We start from the raw sequence: 14,584 nt of genomic DNA, 5'->3' as shown, positions 1-14,584 counted from the left end.
TTCGGGACCCGTCACACGTGCCCGATGACCTTGGCCGGCACCCCGGCGACGATCGCGCCCGCGGGGACGTCGTGCGTGACGACCGCGCCGGCCCCGATGATGGCGCCATCGCCGATCGTCACGTCCTGCAGAACGATCGCCCCCGCGCCGAGCCACACGTGTTCGCCGATGCGGATGGGCTTGGAGACGGTCGTCGCGCGCCGCATCGGGTCGCGCATGTGGTTGATGGTGATGAGCTGCACGTTCGGTCCCAGGAACGAGCCGTCGCCGATCGAGATGCCGCCGCGGTCCATGAGCGTGCACCCCCAGTTGACGAACACGTCGCGGCCGATCTCGATGTTGTGGCCGAAATCGGTGTAGAACGGCGGGTTGAGACGGAACGACGGGTCGACCGGATGGCCGACGATCCGTTCGAACATCGCGTGGATCTCGTCCGGCTCGTGGTAGCCGCCGGTGTTGAGTTCGACGCACAACCGCTTCGTCTCATTGATGATGGCGCCGATGGCGGCGTATTCGGGATCAGCGGGGTCGACGGGCTCGCCGCTCCGGTCGCGGGCGAGGATGTCGATTGTGGGTTCGGCCGTGATGGCGCTCATGATGCGGTCCTTTCCGAAAGTCGGTCTTATTGAACCGCGGCCGGTGAGAGCCCGCCAATAGTGTCGTTCGATGACCATCCATGTCCGGCGGGTATGGAAAGTGAAGCCGGATCGCGGTGGACTCGCTCAGAACGCGAACGGCTCGTAGCAGATGTCGTCCGTCTTCATGCCGGCCTTGCGCAGCACGCGCCGGACGGAACGGACCATGCCCGAGGGGCCGGCGATGAGGTACACGGCGTCCGGCGTCACCGCCCGACGCAGCTCGTCCTCCGAGAACCGTCCGACGCCGAGAAGCAGGTGTTGCCGGTGCGTCGCCGCTACGATTCCAGCTCGCCGCGGTAGAGAAGTCCGTCGGCGTCGCGCGCCCCGTACATCACGACGATCGGACGGCGATCCCCGTACGAGAACATGATCGGCAATAGGGGAGTGACGCCGATGCCGCCCGCGTAGATGACGATCGGTCGTTCCTCGCCGCGTTCGTCGAGGAACCGGCGGCATCGAGAAGTCCACCGCCAACCTCGTCGCCTACGAGAAGACCAAGGAGCTCAAGCCGGGCGAATCCGAGACCATTCCCATCGAATTCGATGACGACGACATGGCCTCCTACGACTACCGGAACGCCAAGGCGTACGTGCTCGAGGCCGGCGACTACCGAGTCTCCATCAACGATGACTCCCACGACGAGATCGCCTCGGCGACCGTCAATGTGCCCGAGACCATTACCTATGACACGGACGGCAACACGCACAACGGTGACCTGCGCGACTGCCGAATGATCCGAATCGGGAGTGCCGCATAGCGTCGTCCCATGGTCCATGCGCATGAGGCATGGATGCGCATGGGGCGACGCTATTGGCGCGAACGCCGTGACGGTCGTGTAATGGATACCGACAACGACAGGAAGGACGAAACAATGGAGAATCCGAGCGCATTCCCGATGGGGGAGCCGAACGACGCGTACGCGCGGTACTTCGAGGGGCAGAGCTACCTGGCGCCGCTCGCCGGCGACGATCAGGTCAACGTCGCGAACGTGACGTTCGAGCCGGGCTGCACGAACCACTGGCACATTCACCACGGCGTGTGCCAGATCCTGCTCGCCGTGGGCGGACGCGGCTACTACCAGATCGAGGGACAGGAGCCCGTGGAGCTCAAGCCCGGCGACGTGGCCTACATTCCGCCGGAGACCAAGCACTGGCACGGCGCCTCCCCGAACGAGGCGTTCGCGCATGTCGCCATCATGCCGAAGAAGGAGGGCGCGAGCAACGAGTGGCTCGAGCCGGTGGACGAGGAGACGTACCGCAGGCTCGCCTGATTGTCTGATCGCCGAGTACCGGGTGCCGAGCCTCATCCGAATCGGCGGAGGAGACGAGGCGATGATGAGAAAGACCCGCGCATCGATCGGATCATCTCCGACGGATGCGCAGGTCTTCGCCATACGCGGTCGCGCGCGGTCATGCGCGCAGGAAGCGGGCGAACGCGCCGGCCGCGGGGGAGGAGACGCCCTGCTTCTTCCACACGAGCACGGAGCTGCTCTCGAAGGTCGGTGTGAGCGGCACCGCGCGCACGTCCGGATACGAGGCGCCGTAGTCGAGGCACAGGTACAGTCCCAATCCGTTCGCCGCCATCGCCGCGCCGTTCGCCGGCAGGTTGCAGGTGCCGGCGATGACCGCCTGCGGGGCGAAGGAACCGAACCAGTGCATCACCACGCGTCGCACCGGCTCGCGCGAGGGCAGCAGCAGCGGTTCCCCGACAAGGTCCGCGGGCGACAGCGACTCGCGATTCCGCAGTGGATGCCCGTCGGGCACCATCGCGGCCCAATGATCGCTGATGCCCGTGTGCAGGTACTCGTACCTTTCGGTGTCCACCGGATCGGCGAGCAGACCGAAATCCATGAGTCCCTGCTCAAGCTGGTCCTGAATCACATCGGCCGTGGTGCTGACCACGTGGAAGCGCACCGCCGGATGGGATGCCCGGAACTCGGCCATGCGGCGCGCCAGATACGTCATGCCGCCCACCTCTCCGCATCCGGCCGTGATATCGCCGGACAGTTCCCCCGAGGACCGCTGCAGGTCGACCTCGGTCTTGTCGGCGAGGGAGACGATGGTCTGCGCGCGGTCGCGCAGCAGGCGTCCCTCCTCGGTGAGCGTGATGGCGTGCGGCCCGCGCTCGAACAACGTGACGCCCAGCTCCTCCTCCAACTGCTTCAGCTGTCGGGACAGCGTCGGCTGGGAGATGCGCAGCAGCTGCGCCGCCCATGTGATGTTGCCCTCCTCGGCCACCGCGAGGAAGTATTTGAGCACGCGCAGTTCCATGATGTCCCGTCCCTTCGCCTTGCGGACGCATTCGTGACGGAACCATTGTACGCGTGCACGCGGCTGTTCCCACTCATCCTCAGATATCGGAAAGGCATTTCCCTGATGATTCGAGAATTTCGCGGGAATCGCGCAAAACACTATGGAAAGCGCTTACCATTTTCGGATACAATGATGACGGACAACGACGACGATCATCGTCAGGAGGTACGAACCATGCTGGTTCATCACGACAATCCGGCCCGTGCGGGGATGCTCGCACGTATGGGTTCCCTGCAGCAGGCGGCCTACACGCGCCCGATCGAGTATCAGGAGGGGCGGGCGCACGGCCTGAGGGCGATCGAGGTGAAGAACGGTCCGCTGCGGTTCATGTCGATGGCCGACCGCGCGCTCGATATCGCGCAGATCGAGTACCGGGGCGAGAACCTCACGTTCCTGTCCAAGCCGGGCCTCAACGGCCGCAACCAGTTCGACACGAACGGCCTCGAGGCGCAGCGCTCGATCATGGGCGGCCTGTTCTTCACGTGCGGCTTCGAGAACATCTGCGCGCCCTACGTGACCCCCGAGGGCTCCAAGTACCCGGCCGGCAGCTATCCGATGCACGGACGCATCCGCACCACGCCCGCCGAGCACGTCTCCTCAGACGCGTACTGGGACGGGGACGACCGGTACGTGCTCCAGGTGTCCGGCGAGATGCGCGAGGCCGAACTGTTCGGCGAGAACATGGTGCTGCGCCGGAGCATCACGAGCGTGTACGGCGAGCCCAGGATTACGGTCGAGGACGAGGTGACCAACGAGAGCTTCCGCACCGAGCCGCTCATGTGGATGTACCACTGCAACGTCGGCTGGCCGCTGCTCGACGAGGGCGCCGAGGTCGTCATCCCGAGCCGCAAGGCCACGCCGCGCGACGCGACGACCGCCGCCGACGGGACCCCGTGGAACGAGATCGGAGCGCCGGTCGACAACAGGCCGGAAAGCGTGTATCTGCACGAGCTCGTCGCCGATAAGGACGGCCGCGGCTTCGCGGGCGTCGTCAACCGCCGGCTCGGGCTGGGACTCATGATCGAGTTCGACGCGGCCGACTTCCCGTACTTCATGGAATGGAAGTCGATGGGTTCGGGCGACTACGTGGTCGGACTGGAGCCGTCGAACTCCAGCGTGCTCGGCCGCGGCTGGCACGAGGAGCGCGGCGACCTGCACACCCTCGCCCCGCAGACCAGTGAACGCAAGACCCTCACCTTCACCGTCATCGAGGGCGACGAGGCCATCGACGCGCTCATCGCCCGCCGCGACGCGCTGCTCGGCGCCTGACGTCCCAATGCGTCGGCGTCCCCGGCCGCATCCGTCGTCATGATGACTCCTCCGTGTACGTTCCTTCGGGTCTTTTCCCGTCGCATCCGGTGGAACGTACGCTGACGCTCGATGAGCGTACGTTCCACCGGACGGATGCCGGGAAAACCCGGGGAAACGTACGCCGAGGGAATCGTCGGGGCAGATGCCGTTCGTCCGGGAGCGTTCCGTCCGATGGGCGTCTCGGCTACGATGGTGGATGGATTCGGTCCGCAACGAAAGGAAGCTCCGATGTCCAACAGCATGGCCGACGGCGACATCCTCTGGTCGCAGCGCAAGCGCAACTGGTGCCGCACGCCGTTCACCTTCACCACCTACACGTTGACCAACGACGAGATCGCGGTCAAGACCGGAGTCCTGCGCGAGACCTACGACGTGACGAAGCTGTTCCGCGTCGTGGACCTGACCCTCACGCGCACGTTGATGCAGCGTCTGTTCGGCCTGTCCACGATTACGTTGGAGACGCGCGACCAATCATCCGGCGGCAAACTGGTCCTGAAGAACGTCGTCCACGGGTTCGACGTGCGTCGCCTGATCCAGCGCGCCGTGGACGAGTCGCGCAACGTGAACCGTGTGAGCGCCCGCGAGTACATGGGCGACAGCGCATACGACGACGGCCGCGGCGCCGACGACGACGGATACGGCGACGGGGGCTACGCCGGCTGAACGACGGATTACAGGTGCCGCTGTGACCGCGGCGCGCCGTCGCGGCCCGGTACTCTGGTTCTGGAACCGGAAGGAAGGAGCGCCGAGATGACGGACATCGTGGTCGTCGAGGATGAGAAGGAACTCAACGACATCATGTGCCTGTACCTGCGGGACGCCGGATACACGGTGTCCGGCTGCCTCGACGTTCGCCGGGCGTATCCGACCGATTGGTGCTGTGGTCGTTCGTGGTGTTCGTGATGGCCGCCGCCGGGCAGACGAGTCTGATTGTCTGGCTGCCGCGGATGCCGTCCGAGGGGACCCAATGGTATCTGGCGGTCGTGATCCTGCTGTACTGGCTGGTGCTGGCCGTCGTGTTCGCCGCGCTCATCGGCAGACAGATCCGCGACCGGCTGGAACGTCCCATGCGGACGCTGGGGGAGGCGGCAGAGCGCGTCGCCCGCGGCGACTTCTCCGTGTACGTCACGCCGCGGCATGCCGAAGGCGATGCGAGGCGGGACGCGACCGACCGGATGTTCGACCACGCGATGTCGAGGACCGCGCGGCCGTGCACGCCGACCCCGGCATCCTCAACATCGCGTGGTCGAACATCCTCGGCAACGCGCTCAAATACACGGAGTCCGGCGGGCACGTGACGGTGCGTCAGCGGACGACGACGGGGGAGGGCGGTCCTCTGCGCATCGTGGAGATTGTCGACGACGGCTGCGGCATGAGCGAGACGGAGGCCGCGCACGTGTTCGACAAGTTCTACCAGGGCGACACCGCGCACGCCGCCGAAGGCAACGGATTGGGTATGGCGATGGTCAAACGCGCGGTCGAACTGAGTCGCGGCGCCGTCGCCGTGCGCAGTGGGCGGGGCATCGGCACCACCGTCACCGTCACCCTGCCCGCGGCGGATTGATTTTTAATACAAGACCAACGTTCCTCCAACAGTCGGCCAACACAACGCCCGTACGGCGGTCATCATCATCCACGAACGAGAACCGAGGAGCCCGACGATGACCACCATCAGCCAGACCGCGCGGCGGATCGCCGGCCACCCCGTCGACGACTACGTCGGCTACGACTACCTGACCGTCACCACCACACCCGACCGTCGGTCCATGCTCGCCGACGGCTACCACGCCTTCGGATGGGAGCTCCAGGACGCCGACGCCCGCACGCTGCGCTTCCGCCGCGAACGGGCCATCGCCAACAAAACCGAGCTCGCCCGGCTGCAACGGCGGTTCGAGGCGCAGATCGCCCAGCTCACCGACCTCGCCGCCGCCGTCAGACCGCCATGTCGTCCTTCAGCGAGTTGATCAGGGACGAGATGGTGTCCGGGAGCGCCGATCGGGAAAGCCACTCGACGCTTTCGGGCGTGAACAGCGTAGCCGCTTTGCCGAGGACGCCGAGGATGCCGCTCGTCGCGAACTCCAATACGACCCGCTGGCCGGGATTGAGCCGCGACTCGTCCAGCCCCAGCACGGAGAGCCATACGCCTCCGACATACGTCTTGAGCTGCGCGGCCAGCCCCGTCGAGCCGTGCGGGCCGGCGATGAGGGACAGATGATGGATGCTTTCAAGATGCTCGGGCGAGCCCATGAATCCCATCGCGTATTCGCGCAATGAGTCGATGTTGCCGTCCTGACGGATGATGTGGGCGATGAACGCGGTCACGCCCGGTTCGTCGTAGATCGCCGCGATCGCATCCTCCGCGAGCTCGGGGACGTTGGTGTAGTGGTAGTAGAACGCGCTGCGGTTCAACCCGCTGTCGCGTGTGATGTCGCTGATGGTGATCTGCGCGTACGGCTTGCGTTCCAGCAGCCGCCAGAACGCCTCCTGCATCTTCTCCGGTGCACTGCGTTCGTTCGCTTTCGGTCTTGCCATGTTGGTCTCCCGTTCCTCGTCGTCCGCCGCGACTCCGGTTCCCGGCTCCGTCGGCGCCGTCCTTCCCGACAACCCGACATCGTATCGGGTTGTGATGTCATGCACGCGGCGGAAACCCGACATAATGTGCGATTGCGTGGTTTTTGCAAACCGACATGCTGATGTATTTCTTGTAATGCGATTGCAATCGAAGGAAGTCACACATACGCATGGGGAAACGCGAACCGTTCCCCCAAGGGAGAAAAACCATCATGTCGTTCCTTGAATTCCATGACGTGGTCCGCCGGTACGGCAGCGGGGAGTCCGCCGTGCTGGCCCTGAACCACGCGACCTTCGACATCGAGAAGGGCGAGCTCGCCGTCATCCTCGGAGCCTCCGGTGCGGGCAAATCCACCACCCTCAACATCCTCGGCGGCATGGACCGCGCGACCTCCGGCTCCGTGATTATCGACGGCAAAGACATCACCAAGGCGAGCGAAGCCGAACTCACCGACTACCGCCGTTTCGACGTCGGCTTCGTGTTCCAGTTCTACAACCTCGTGCCCAACCTCACCGCGCTCGAGAACGTCGAACTGGCGAGCCAGATCTGCCCGGACGCGCTCGACACCCGGGAGACTCTGGAGAAGGTCGGGCTGGGGGAGCGCCTGAACAACTTCCCCGCCCAGCTCTCCGGCGGCGAGCAGCAACGCGTCTCCATCGCCCGGGCCCTCGCCAAGAACCCGAAGCTCCTGCTGTGCGACGAGCCGACCGGCGCACTCGACTATGACACCGGCAAGGAGGTGCTGCAGCTGCTGCAGGACTCCTGCCGTCGACGCGGCATCACCGTCGCGCTCGTCACGCACAACTCCGCGCTCGCGCCGATGGGCGACCGTCTGATCCGGTTCCGTTCCGGCCGGGTCACCGAGATCACCGCGAACGAGCATCCGACGCCCATCGCGGACATCGAATGGTAGGGGAGGCGCATCAGATATGAGGAAGACCGCACTATGGAAGGACGCATGGCGCGCGATCCGGGGCAACGGCAGACGCTTCGCCGCGATGACGATCATCGTGGCGGTCGGCGTGATGATGCTCGGCGGACTCAACTCCGTCGGACGCGACATCCGCGCCGGACTCGACGACTTCTTCGACGACGCGAACATGCACGACGTGTCGATCGTCTCCACGCTCGGTTTCGATGACGACGACATCGCCGCCCTGCGCGACGTCGACGGCGTCTCCACGGCCGCCGGAGTCCGCTCGCAGAGCGTCACCACCGGAATCGACGGAGAACGCGCCTCGGCCACGGTGACGACGACCACGGACCACGGCATCGACGGCCCGTATCTCGTCGACGGACGTCTGCCGAAGACCGGCCACGAGATCGCCGTCACAAGCCAATACCTCGACGACAGCGGCAGACGCGTCGGCGACACGCTGCGCTTCACGCCCGACGATTCGATGACGACGACCGCCGCCGGTTCCGGCACCGGAGGCCCGAACGGCACGTTCGACGACGGCGCATACACGATCGTCGGCGTCGTCATCGACCCGAACGACATCGTGAACCCGAACGGTCCGCTCGCGCTCGTCTCCGGGGCGAAGACCGTCTATCCGATGTTCGTCGCGTCCGATGCCGTCGCAGACGCCGACGCGCCGTACACGTCCGTCGTCCTCACGATCGACGGAGCGAAACCGATGGACACGTACGACGACGACTACCTCGCGACGGTCGCGAAGACGAGGAACGCGCTCTCCGCGATCCAATCGAAGCGGGAGCGGGCACGCACCGACTCCGTGCGCGAGGAAGCCGTCGACAAGGCCATGGCGAAGCTCGACGGCCAGCGCTCCATGATCGACGCGATGCCCGACGGGCTTCCGGCGAAGACCGCCGCGCGGGAGAAGCTCGACGAGGCGGAACGGAGCATCCGGGACAAGGTAGACGATTCGATTCCGGACGCCAAGTGGATCGTCCGCGACCGCAGCGACGTCACCAGCTACGAGGACGTGAAGACCCAGAGCGAGATGATCGCCCGACTCGGCACGCTCTTCCCGGCGTTGTTCCTCGTCATCGCGCTACTGGTGAGCCTCACGGCCGTCACGCGCATGGTGGAGGAGGACCGCGGGCTCATCGGCACGTACAAGGCGCTCGGCTACACGCGACGCGAGACGATGCTCAAATACCTCGTCTATTCAGGCGCCGCATGCCTGCTCGGCGGGCTCATCGGCGATCTGCTGGGCCTTATCGGCCTGCCGTTCGTGTTCACGCGACGGCTCATCAGCCGCATCTATGTGCTGCCCTCGTACCCGCTGTTCGTCGACCCGCGGCTGGCGATCGGGGGAGTGCTGCTGTTCGCCGTCGTCATCACCGGAACGGCGGCCGTCGCCTGCGCGGGCTCGCTCCGGCTGCAACCGGCCGAGCTCATGCGTCCGAAGGCGCCGAAGGCGGGACGCACGATCATGCTGCAGCATGTCGGGTTCATCTGGAACCACCTCACGTTCCTCGGCAAGGTGAACGCGCGCAACCTGTTCCGGTACAAGTCACGCGCGTTCATGGTGATCATCGGAGTGCTCGGATGCACCGCACTCATGACCGCGGGGTTCGGCATGGGCTCGTCCGCGCTCACCCTGATGCCGCGGCAGCACGGCGAGGTCTCCGTCTATGACGTGATGGCCGTGACCTCCGCCGCCGATCACGACGACGCGCAGCGAAGGCTTGACGGGAACGCCGACGTGCGCTCCTCGCTGCCGCTGCAGTTGGGGTCGGTCACCCTGTCCGGCACGGACGGTCACGGCGATGCGGCCGACGGACAGCTCACCGCGCAGCTCATGGTCGTCCCCGACGGGAAGTCGCTCGACGGCTACATCAATCTGCATACGGCCGACGGCGCTCCCATCGGGCTCGAAAAGGACGGCGTCGTCGTGACGACGAACGCGGCTGCCAGACTGTCGCTCGCGAAGGGCGACCGGGTCGACGTGACCGACCGGATGGCGAACTCCGCCGAATTCGACGTCCACGCCGTCGCGCGGTACTACACCGGCAACGTCGTGTTCATGACGCGGTCGACGTACGAGAAGGCGTTCGACGCCGACTACGCTCCCAACGCCGACCTCATCGACGTGAGGGGCGGAGACGACGCGCAGATCGCGTTCGCCGACCGTCTGTCCGAACAGGACGGGTATCTGTCGGTCACGAGCTCCGCCCGGCAGGAACGCGACTTCTCCAGGAGCTTCATGATCTTCTTCGTGATGATCGGATTCATCGTGGTCATGGCCGCCGTCCTCGCGATCGTGGTGCTCTACACGCTCGCCTCCACGAACATCTCCGAGCATGAACGCGAACTCGCCACCATCAAGGTGCTGGGCTTCCGCCGGCGCGAGGTCCACGGCTACGTGGACAAGGAGATGATGCTGCTCTCCGGCTTCGGCATCGCGATCGGACTGCCGTGCGGCAGGGCGCTGCTCGGATTCCTCGTGAGCAGGCTCGATCTGCCCGGCATGGACATCGTGCCGAACGTGAAGTGGTTCTGCTATGTGGCGGCCGCCGTGCTGGCGTTCGCGTTCACCGTGCTGGTAGGCAAGGCCACCGACAGGGCCCTCGACCGCATCGACATGGTCGGCGCGCTGAAGAGCCCGGAGTGACGGCTCGAATCATTCCCGCACGGCGGTTTCCATGACGCGGCGACGCGACGCGGGAACCGCCGTGCGACCGGGGATGGTCAGAACAACGGATCCATGTCCGCCGCCGTGTCCGGGCTTTCGACACGACTCGGACGCACGCGGGCCTCGACGATCCACGAACCGCTCTCGTCGAGACGGGCTCGGGCCTCGAACGCACCGGTTTCGAACCCGCGGCGGACACCGGTGTTGATCTTGTAGGCCGCCTTGCGCGCGGCGGAGCGGTTGGCCGCATCCGCGACCGGGTGCCATCCCTCATGGGTGAGCAGCCAGCGGGCCAGCTTCGGCCCGTTGCGTTTGACGTTGAGCGGCTGCTCGTCGTCCACGATCGCCTTCGGCGACTCCAATCCCAATTCGCGCAGGCGGAACAGCCACGCGCGCGCGGACGCCCTGTCGGGGAATTCGAAGACTATACGCACGCGATCCATGTCGTTCACAATACGCCGCCCCGGGAATAGTCGATGTCGTATCCGGCCGCCGTGTTGTAGGTGACGACGTGCTCGTCGATGGAACCGTCGGAGGTCCTGATGTCGACGTCGACCGTGCGGGGGAGCAGCTCGTCGCCCGTGTATTTCGGAGTGGCCATGTATTCGATCGTGCCGTCCCTGCGCGAACGCAGCCATTCGCGAGCCTCGTTCTCGGTGTAGGCCATGCCGCCGGGGGTCGCGTCGTTGTCTCCGACGTTCTGGGTTCGGGTTCCGGTGATCATGTTGCGGGCCGAATCCTCGCCGCCGAGCGATTTGGCGATGAGATGTGAACGGTTGAACAGATAGCCGTGGTACTTGTCGCCGTCACTGAACACGATCTCGACCTTCGGGTTGTCTTCGGGCCAACCGGTGATCCTATCGGGCATGTCGCGATCCCGCGAGGATCCGGATTCCATGAGCGAATACGTGATCACGCCGACGGCCATGCCGGAACGCCCCAACGCGTCCGGTTCCGAATATCGGATCGTGCCGGCGTCGGGCATCGTTCCGGCCGACGTAAAATCGGCGGAGCCGGTCACCTTGTAGTAGTTCGGTGCCGAGGCCTCGTCCCACGACCCGTCGTCGGCGGCCGAGGCGGAACCGGAGGACGACCGCGAACTGTCGGCGTACTTCTTCGCCTCGGACAGCACCGAGTCGACATCATTCGCCGTGCATCCGCCCAGGGCGAGCGCAAGCAGTGCGGCGACCAGTCCGGCGGTTGCACGGGTGAGCATGGATGGCATGCGGGATCTTCTCCTTATCGTCGGCGGAAACGTCGGCGTCCGGCTCGCTGCGACATGAAATGGGCGCAGGAGACCGTCGCGTACGGATGCACCATCCTACGCGCACGCCATGCATGCATTCGCTATTTGCGGGTATGAACCCCCAGGCGCCCCTGCTCCTTGCGCGCCAGCTCCTCGAGCGTCGGCATGGCGGTGAGCGTGTTGCGCGCCAGCTCGAGGCCGTCGATCATGGAGCACTCCTCGGGAACCTCGCCATCGTGGGCGCGCAGCATCTTCAGCATCTCTTCCCGGCTCATGGGTTTCGCCGTCATTCAACAACCTCCCTGACGTCGATTCGTTTGTCTATCCTCCAGCTTAGCCGCCGATTGTCCCGACTGTGGGTTAACTTGCCATACATCGACATCGGTGTCGTCAGATTTTCTGTATTTTCCCCATCATTCCGAAACCGGAGGGCCGGACGCGCCCCTATGGGTGTCGGCCCTGTCTCCATCACCGAAAGGACCAAACATCATGTTCATCAAGCAGCATTCCGTCTTCGACTATCAGGCCGTGCTTGCCGACGCGCCGGAGGGCGTCGAGGCGCGCATCACCCGCCTGACGCCGAATCTCACGTACGACGCCATGGTCATCGTCCCCGATTCGTATGGACTGCCGGAGTCCCTCGAGCACAAGGCCGTCGCCACGTCGATGGATCGCATGGTCATCCACGAGTCGTTCGATGCCCTGCATGACGCACGCATGTGGGTGAACGAGCTGGTGGCCACCGCCTGAGAGTCCGAGATCGTCGCGACACGCCGTCGTCGCGTTCGGCACCGGCACACGGCCCGGGCGGTTTCCGCCGATCGTACGGGTTTTGTCGGGCGAAAACGGCCAGAAACGGCGTATTTCATAAGATTCGCGATCGAAATTTAACGAAAAGACACCCCACGCTAGAAAAACACCGTAATATAGATGGAAGTTGCGTATACACGCAGTTGAAATTAAAGACTAACGATACGTGAGGACTAATGGCAGAAGGTAGTACCGGACGGCGGCGGTTTTCGGACAAGTGGGGCAAGCACGAGCTCGATGTGCTGGCCGTGTTGTCATCCGCGTTCCCGCAGTGGCTCACCTCACGTCAGATCGCTCAGCGTGTGAAGGCGTATGCCGACTCCTACGGCGAACTGGCGGATCAGGCCGCCAAGGCGGCGTTCGCCAAGCAGTTCCAGCGCGATCGCGCCAAGCTCGCGGCGATGGGCATCGCCATCGAATCCCGGCAGCCGGAATACTCTTCCAAGTCGGAAGGGCAGGACTTCGCCTCATACCGACTGCAGCTCGGCGACGAACCCCGCGTACGTCTGCGTTTCGACCCCGAGGATATGCCCGTTCTGGCCGCTGCGAACTATCTCGCACGCTCGATGTCGATGTCGAGCGAATCCGATCAGCCGGTGGCGAACAGCCATGCCTCGCGTACGGCGCCGCGCGTGCCTCAGACGCCGATTCCCGGTCTCGGCCTCGATTCGATCGCCCCGGGGCTGGGCACCCAGACCATTCCTGACGCGCTCGTCAAGGTCATCGACTCCCGTCGTTTCGCCGCCACCATCGATGTGGACGGCGAGCACATCAACGTCGCATACACCGATTCCGATGATCTGGCGATGTATGTGCTCGAGCATCCGGGCGCCTCGATCGTCAGTCCGCAGGAGGCGGCGGACGCATTCCATCGTCGTCTTGTCGCGGCCGAGGCCCTGGTGCTGGCCGACGCCGACGCGGAGCGGAAGGCCGCCGTCCTCGCGGACGCCGACACGATCTCCGAAACCGGCGAACCCGGCGACGACGAGAACGCCAAGCAGCGTTCCAAGAAGTCCTCGTTCCAGACCGGCAGCGAGGTGGACCGTCGTCTGCGTCTGATGCTGTTCCTCTCGGCTCATCTGGGTGAGGAGTTCTCTCTCGAGGAACTCGCCGAGCGGTTCATCGGTCGTCCTCGCACGCCCGAGGAGCTCAAGAAGTCCGTCAACGTGATCCACAAGGACATCAACACGCTCACCACCGTCTCCGACGACGGCGAGATGGCCGGCAGCCAGTTCTTCGACATCGACTGGTCCCTGCTGGACGCCGAAGGCATCGTCTCGGCCACCAACTCGCTCGGTCTGGAACGTCTCGCCGGCATCTCGCCGCAGTATCTGAGCATGCTGACCGCGTCGGTGAGCTATCTGGCGCATTCGCCGCTGCTGCCCGACGAGCAGCGCGCGCAGGCCGAAAGCCTGTACCATCGGCTGCACCAGCACGTCAAGCCCGGTCAGACCCCGTGGCTGAGCCTGACCGGATACGAGCTCGAACCGCACAACTTCGGCGTGGTCAAGCGGGCCATCACCTCGCGTTCCCTGCTTGACATGACGTACACGGACGGGGCCGGCAACAACCGACGCCGCCTCGTCGCACCGGTCAAGATCTATGTGGACGAAGGCGTGTACTACGTGGCCGTGTGGACCGACGTGTCCAAGGCGGCCCCCGCCGACAAGCAGGACATCGTTCTGAAGAACCCGGCCATCAACAAGGCAAACGGCAAGCCGCGCACCTGGCAGGTGCTGCGCATCGCGCGCATCGAGCAGGCGCGTCTCGTCGAGCCGACCACCAAACTGGACATTCCGGACATGCCGCTGAGCGAGCTGCGCAAGTGGAGCTTCGACAACGGCACCGCCGCGGCGTTCATCACCGATGCGAAGGACATGGCGTTCGTCAAGAACCTGCCCGGAGCCACGGTGGAGCCCTGCGGACAGGGGGAGAAGGTCAACCTCATCGTCTCCTCCGACTCGTGGTTCGTCGCGTTCTGCATCGCGCACGCACGCCACATCGTCGCCGTTGCGCCCGAAACGTTGCGCACGATGATCGTCGCCCGTGCGCAACGGGAGTTGAGCGTCGTCGCGCGGGACGAGGACTGACCG

Annotated in this window: 18 protein-coding genes and 1 pseudogene; 12 read left to right on the top strand and 7 right to left on the bottom strand. The window is 65.1% G+C overall.

Going from position 1 to position 14,584, the window contains the following annotated elements:
* Positions 1–11 precede the first annotated feature (11 nt).
* The gene (locus tag JS528_RS01245) at positions 12–596 is read right to left on the bottom strand and encodes a sugar O-acetyltransferase (protein WP_214357279.1); all 585 of its coding nucleotides are present in this window, start codon (positions 594–596) and stop codon (positions 12–14) included.
* Between the two features lie 126 nt (positions 597–722).
* A complete protein-coding gene (locus tag JS528_RS11695) occupies positions 723–845 on the bottom strand; it encodes a hypothetical protein (protein WP_276312599.1) in 123 nt (40 codons plus the stop codon).
* Positions 846–1,086: 241 nt separating this feature from the next.
* Here JS528_RS11695 and JS528_RS01240 point away from each other — a divergent pair.
* Together JS528_RS01240 and JS528_RS01235 are read left to right on the top strand one after the other, a co-directional pair.
* A pseudogene (locus JS528_RS01240) lies at positions 1,087–1,353 on the top strand (fibronectin type III-like domain-contianing protein); the annotation flags it as partial.
* Between the two features lie 156 nt (positions 1,354–1,509).
* Positions 1,510–1,908 carry a cupin domain-containing protein gene (locus JS528_RS01235; protein ID WP_214357278.1) on the top strand — a complete coding sequence of 133 codons (399 nt, stop codon included), beginning with the start codon at positions 1,510–1,512 and terminating at the stop codon, positions 1,906–1,908.
* Positions 1,909–2,047: 139 nt separating this feature from the next.
* On the opposite strand, the gene JS528_RS01230 is transcribed toward JS528_RS01235, so the two are convergent.
* A complete protein-coding gene (locus JS528_RS01230; RefSeq protein WP_214357277.1) occupies positions 2,048–2,908 on the bottom strand; it encodes a LysR family transcriptional regulator in 861 nt (286 codons plus the stop codon).
* Positions 2,909–3,172: 264 nt separating this feature from the next.
* On the opposite strand from JS528_RS01230, the gene JS528_RS01225 reads away from it, so the two are divergent.
* The 6 genes from JS528_RS01225 (at position 3,173) to JS528_RS01205 (ending at position 6,225) form a co-directional block, all read left to right on the top strand.
* The gene (locus JS528_RS01225) at positions 3,173–4,219 is read left to right on the top strand and encodes an aldose 1-epimerase family protein (RefSeq protein ID WP_240541231.1); all 1,047 of its coding nucleotides are present in this window, start codon (positions 3,173–3,175) and stop codon (positions 4,217–4,219) included.
* Between the two features lie 270 nt (positions 4,220–4,489).
* The gene (locus JS528_RS01220; RefSeq protein WP_214357275.1) at positions 4,490–4,924 is read left to right on the top strand and encodes a PH domain-containing protein; all 435 of its coding nucleotides are present in this window, start codon (positions 4,490–4,492) and stop codon (positions 4,922–4,924) included.
* Between the two features lie 87 nt (positions 4,925–5,011).
* Positions 5,012–5,164, top strand: coding sequence for a response regulator (locus JS528_RS01215; protein ID WP_214357274.1), 153 nt, complete (start codon positions 5,012–5,014; stop codon positions 5,162–5,164).
* Positions 5,137–5,559 carry a hypothetical protein gene (locus tag JS528_RS11770; protein WP_338069759.1) on the top strand — a complete coding sequence of 141 codons (423 nt, stop codon included), beginning with the start codon at positions 5,137–5,139 and terminating at the stop codon, positions 5,557–5,559. The genes JS528_RS01215 and JS528_RS11770 overlap by 28 nt, the downstream gene beginning before the upstream one ends.
* On the top strand, positions 5,472–5,825 hold the full coding sequence (locus tag JS528_RS11765; RefSeq protein WP_338069753.1) for a sensor histidine kinase: 354 nt from the start codon (positions 5,472–5,474) through the stop codon (positions 5,823–5,825). The genes JS528_RS11770 and JS528_RS11765 overlap by 88 nt, the downstream gene beginning before the upstream one ends.
* 97 nt (positions 5,826–5,922) lie before the next feature.
* Positions 5,923–6,225, top strand: coding sequence for a hypothetical protein (locus tag JS528_RS01205; protein WP_214357272.1), 303 nt, complete (start codon positions 5,923–5,925; stop codon positions 6,223–6,225).
* Here JS528_RS01205 and JS528_RS01200 read toward each other — a convergent pair.
* Positions 6,194–6,793 (bottom strand): TetR/AcrR family transcriptional regulator, encoded by a 600-nt coding sequence (locus JS528_RS01200; RefSeq protein ID WP_214357271.1) that lies wholly within the window; start codon positions 6,791–6,793, stop codon positions 6,194–6,196. The genes JS528_RS01205 and JS528_RS01200 overlap by 32 nt on opposite strands.
* A 251-nt stretch (positions 6,794–7,044) precedes the next feature.
* On the opposite strand from JS528_RS01200, the gene JS528_RS01195 reads away from it, so the two are divergent.
* Positions 7,045–7,746, top strand: coding sequence for an ABC transporter ATP-binding protein (locus JS528_RS01195; RefSeq protein WP_214357270.1), 702 nt, complete (start codon positions 7,045–7,047; stop codon positions 7,744–7,746).
* A gap of 16 nt (positions 7,747–7,762) precedes the next feature.
* Complete coding sequence (locus tag JS528_RS01190; RefSeq protein WP_214357269.1) at positions 7,763–10,414, top strand: ABC transporter permease; 2,652 nt, start codon at positions 7,763–7,765, stop codon at positions 10,412–10,414.
* A 77-nt stretch (positions 10,415–10,491) separates the two neighbouring features.
* On the opposite strand, the gene JS528_RS01185 is transcribed toward JS528_RS01190, so the two are convergent.
* The 3 genes from JS528_RS01185 to JS528_RS01175 all read right to left on the bottom strand — a co-directional run bounded on the left by JS528_RS01185 (position 10,492) and on the right by JS528_RS01175 (position 11,971).
* Complete coding sequence (locus tag JS528_RS01185) at positions 10,492–10,878, bottom strand: DUF1071 domain-containing protein (protein ID WP_214357268.1); 387 nt, start codon at positions 10,876–10,878, stop codon at positions 10,492–10,494.
* A 5-nt stretch (positions 10,879–10,883) separates the two neighbouring features.
* Entirely contained in the window at positions 10,884–11,660 is a 777-nt protein-coding gene (locus tag JS528_RS01180) for a DNA/RNA non-specific endonuclease (RefSeq protein WP_214357267.1), read from the bottom strand.
* A gap of 122 nt (positions 11,661–11,782) precedes the next feature.
* Positions 11,783–11,971, bottom strand: a complete 189-nt coding sequence (locus tag JS528_RS01175; RefSeq protein WP_214357266.1) for a hypothetical protein — start codon at positions 11,969–11,971, stop codon at positions 11,783–11,785.
* 199 nt (positions 11,972–12,170) lie between these two features.
* Between JS528_RS01175 and JS528_RS01170 the strand changes: the two genes are divergently transcribed.
* Both JS528_RS01170 and JS528_RS01165 read left to right on the top strand, forming a co-directional pair.
* The gene (locus tag JS528_RS01170) at positions 12,171–12,431 is read left to right on the top strand and encodes a hypothetical protein (RefSeq protein ID WP_214357265.1); all 261 of its coding nucleotides are present in this window, start codon (positions 12,171–12,173) and stop codon (positions 12,429–12,431) included.
* Between the two features lie 236 nt (positions 12,432–12,667).
* The gene (locus JS528_RS01165; protein ID WP_214357264.1) at positions 12,668–14,581 is read left to right on the top strand and encodes a helix-turn-helix transcriptional regulator; all 1,914 of its coding nucleotides are present in this window, start codon (positions 12,668–12,670) and stop codon (positions 14,579–14,581) included.
* Positions 14,582–14,584 lie beyond the last annotated feature (3 nt).

It is taken from the genome of Bifidobacterium santillanense (assembly GCF_018555385.1).
In the GTDB taxonomy this organism is placed as follows: Bacteria; Actinomycetota; Actinomycetes; order Actinomycetales; family Bifidobacteriaceae; genus Bifidobacterium; species Bifidobacterium santillanense.
Note: the sequence above shows the minus strand (reverse complement) of the source record. Positions and strands in the feature narration are given on the sequence as shown.

What these genes read in the sequence shown, in the direction of transcription:
- JS528_RS01185 (WP_214357268.1), bottom strand. Translation starts at nt 10,878, where the DNA reads ATGGATCGCGTGCGTATAGTCTTCGAATTCCCCGACAGGGCGTCCGCG.
- JS528_RS01225 (WP_240541231.1), top strand. Translation starts at nt 3,173, where the DNA reads ATGGGTTCCCTGCAGCAGGCGGCCTACACGCGCCCGATCGAGTATCAG.
- JS528_RS01180 (WP_214357267.1), bottom strand. Translation starts at nt 11,660, where the DNA reads ATGCCATCCATGCTCACCCGTGCAACCGCCGGACTGGTCGCCGCACTG.
- JS528_RS01190 (WP_214357269.1), top strand. Translation starts at nt 7,763, where the DNA reads ATGAGGAAGACCGCACTATGGAAGGACGCATGGCGCGCGATCCGGGGC.
- JS528_RS01215 (WP_214357274.1), top strand. Translation starts at nt 5,012, where the DNA reads ATGACGGACATCGTGGTCGTCGAGGATGAGAAGGAACTCAACGACATC.
- JS528_RS01200 (WP_214357271.1), bottom strand. Translation starts at nt 6,793, where the DNA reads ATGGCAAGACCGAAAGCGAACGAACGCAGTGCACCGGAGAAGATGCAG.
- JS528_RS01205 (WP_214357272.1), top strand. Translation starts at nt 5,923, where the DNA reads ATGACCACCATCAGCCAGACCGCGCGGCGGATCGCCGGCCACCCCGTC.
- JS528_RS01220 (WP_214357275.1), top strand. Translation starts at nt 4,490, where the DNA reads ATGTCCAACAGCATGGCCGACGGCGACATCCTCTGGTCGCAGCGCAAG.
- JS528_RS01230 (WP_214357277.1), bottom strand. Translation starts at nt 2,908, where the DNA reads ATGGAACTGCGCGTGCTCAAATACTTCCTCGCGGTGGCCGAGGAGGGC.
- JS528_RS01195 (WP_214357270.1), top strand. Translation starts at nt 7,045, where the DNA reads ATGTCGTTCCTTGAATTCCATGACGTGGTCCGCCGGTACGGCAGCGGG.
- JS528_RS01235 (WP_214357278.1), top strand. Translation starts at nt 1,510, where the DNA reads ATGGAGAATCCGAGCGCATTCCCGATGGGGGAGCCGAACGACGCGTAC.
- JS528_RS01245 (WP_214357279.1), bottom strand. Translation starts at nt 596, where the DNA reads ATGAGCGCCATCACGGCCGAACCCACAATCGACATCCTCGCCCGCGAC.
- JS528_RS01175 (WP_214357266.1), bottom strand. Translation starts at nt 11,971, where the DNA reads ATGACGGCGAAACCCATGAGCCGGGAAGAGATGCTGAAGATGCTGCGC.
- JS528_RS01170 (WP_214357265.1), top strand. Translation starts at nt 12,171, where the DNA reads ATGTTCATCAAGCAGCATTCCGTCTTCGACTATCAGGCCGTGCTTGCC.
- JS528_RS01165 (WP_214357264.1), top strand. Translation starts at nt 12,668, where the DNA reads ATGGCAGAAGGTAGTACCGGACGGCGGCGGTTTTCGGACAAGTGGGGC.